Below are 2,643 nucleotides of genomic sequence, written 5' to 3' on the forward strand. Positions count from 1 at the left end.
TGGGGGGCCCATCCTCCAAGGCTAAATACTCGTTATCGACCGATAGTGAACCAGTACCGTGAGGGAAAGGTGAAAAGAACCCCAGCGAGGGGAGTGAAATAGACCCTGAAACCGTGTGCGTACAAGCAGTGGGAGCATTTGAAGAAATGTGACTGCGTACCTTTTGTATAATGGGTCAGCGACTTACTGGCAGTGGCAAGCTTAACCATCAGGTAGGCCTAGCGAAAGCGAGTCTGAATAGGGCGTTAAGTCGCTGTCAGTAGACCCGAAACCGGGCGATCTAGCCATGAGCAGGATGAAAGTCGGGTAACACCAACTGGAGGTCCGAACCCACGTCTGTTGAAAAAGACGGGGATGACTTGTGGCTAGGAGTGAAAGGCTAATCAAGCTCGGAGATAGCTGGTTCTCCTCGAAAGCTATTTAGGTAGCGCCTTGCGTTTTACTCTCGGGGGTAGAGCACTGTTTGGGCTAGGGGGGCATCTCGCTTTACCAACCCCATGCAAACTTCGAATACCGAGAAGTACCATCGCAGGAGACACACGGCGGGTGCTAACGTCCGTCGTGAAAAGGGAAACAACCCAGACCGCCAGCTAAGGTCCCCAAATGAACGCTCAGTGGGAAACGATGTGGAAAGTCACAGACAGCCAGGAGGTTGGCTTAGAAGCAGCCACCCTTTAAAGAAAGCGTAATAGCTCACTGGTCGAGTCGGTCTGCGCGAAAGATATAACGGGGCTCAAGCGTTCTACCGAAGCTGCGGATGCCGTAAGGCATGGTAGGGGAGCGTTCTGTAAGCCTGTGAAGGTCTGCTGTGAGGCAGACTGGAGGTATCAGAAGTGCGAATGCTGACATAAGTAGCGATCATGCGGGTGAAAAACCCGCACGCCGAAAGTCCAAGGTTTCCTGCGCCACGTTAATCGACGCAGGGTGAGTCGGTCCCTAAGGCGAGGCAGATATGCGTAGCCGATGGAAAACGGGTTAATATTCCCGTACTTTGCTGCACTGCGATGAGGGGACGAAGAAGGCTAAGTCAGCACGCGATTGGTTGTGCGTGTTTAAGGTGGTAGGCAGAATCAGGTAGGCAAATCCGCTGGTTTAATGCCGAGAACTGACGACGAGTCTCGTTTCAGAGACGAAGTGACTGATGCCCTGCTTCCAAGAAAAGCCTCTAAGCTTCAGGTGTAGTAGAACCGTACCCCAAACCGACACAGGTGGACAGGGTGAGAATCCCAAGGTGTTTGAGAGAACTCGGGTGAAGGAACTAGGCAAAATAGCACCGTAACTTCGGGAGAAGGTGTACCTTCTGGATGAACCCTGCACAGGGGAAGTCTAAGAAGGTCGCAGTGACCAGGTGGCTGCGACTGTTTATTAAAAACACAGCACTCTGCTAACACGAAAGTGGACGTATAGGGTGTGACGCCTGCCCGGTGCTGGAAGGTTAATTGATGGGGTTAGCGAAAGCGAAGCTCTTGATCGAAGCCCCAGTAAACGGCGGCCGTAACTATAACGGTCCTAAGGTAGCGAAATTCCTTGTCGGGTAAGTTCCGACCTGCACGAATGGCGTAACGATGGCCACACTGTCTCCACCCGAGACTCAGCGAAATTGAATTTGCGGTGAAGATGCCGTATACCCGCGACTAGACGGAAAGACCCCATGAACCTTTACTATAGCTTTACACTGGACTTTGAACCGACTTGTGTAGGATAGGTGGGAGGCTGTGAAACACTCACGCCAGTGCGTGCAGAGCCAACCTTGAAATACCACCCTGGTCTGTTCGGGGTTCTAACTTGATACTGTTACCCAGTATAAGGACCGTGTATGGTGGGTAGTTTGACTGGGGCGGTCTCCTCCCAAAGAGTAACGGAGGAGTGCGAAGGTACCCTCAGCGCGGTCGGAAATCGCGCATTGAGTGCAAAGGCATAAGGGTGCTTGACTGTGAGACTGACAAGTCAAGCAGGTACGAAAGTAGGTCTTAGTGATCCGGTGGTACTTCATGGAAGGGCCATCGCTCAACGGATAAAAGGTACTCTGGGGATAACAGGCTGATTCCTCCCAAGAGTTCACATCGACGGGGGAGTTTGGCACCTCGATGTCGGCTCATCACATCCTGGGGCTGTAGTCGGTCCCAAGGGTATGGCTGTTCGCCATTTAAAGTGGTACGCGAGCTGGGTTTAGAACGTCGTGAGACAGTTCGGTCCCTATCTGTCGTGGGCGTAGGAAATTTGAGAGGAGTTGCTCCTAGTACGAGAGGACCGGAGTGAACGTACCGCTGGTGTACCAGTTGTCATGCCAATGGCACTGCTGGGTAGCTATGTACGGACGGGATAACCGCTGAAAGCATCTAAGCGGGAAGCCTCCCTCAAGATGAGATTTCCCAGACGAAAGTCTCTAAAGGTTCGTTGAAGACGACGACGTAGATAGGCAGGGTGTGGACATGCAGTAATGTATGAAGCTAACCTGTACTAATTGACCGTGCGGCTTGACCATATAACACCCAAGGGTTTGTAGGGTGAGTTTCGCCTAAGTAGTAGGATTGATTTGATAAACCGATTTGCCGTTGCTCAACGAAAACGAAAATAAAAATAAAAAAGCAAGTCGTGTAAAAACCAGTTTTCTTGGCAGTCATAGCCTGTGTGAACCACCCG

The 2,643-nt window shown here is 51.6% G+C and carries 1 rRNA gene (running past one end of the window); it reads left to right on the top strand.

Going from position 1 to position 2,643, the window contains the following annotated elements:
- A 23S ribosomal RNA gene (locus TPSD3_RS05110) occupies positions 1–2,485 on the top strand; it begins 400 nt to the left of the window's first position.
- Positions 2,486–2,643 lie beyond the last annotated feature (158 nt).

It is taken from the genome of Thioflexithrix psekupsensis, from assembly GCF_002149925.1.
Taxonomy (GTDB): Bacteria; Pseudomonadota; Gammaproteobacteria; order Beggiatoales; family Beggiatoaceae; genus Thioflexithrix; species Thioflexithrix psekupsensis.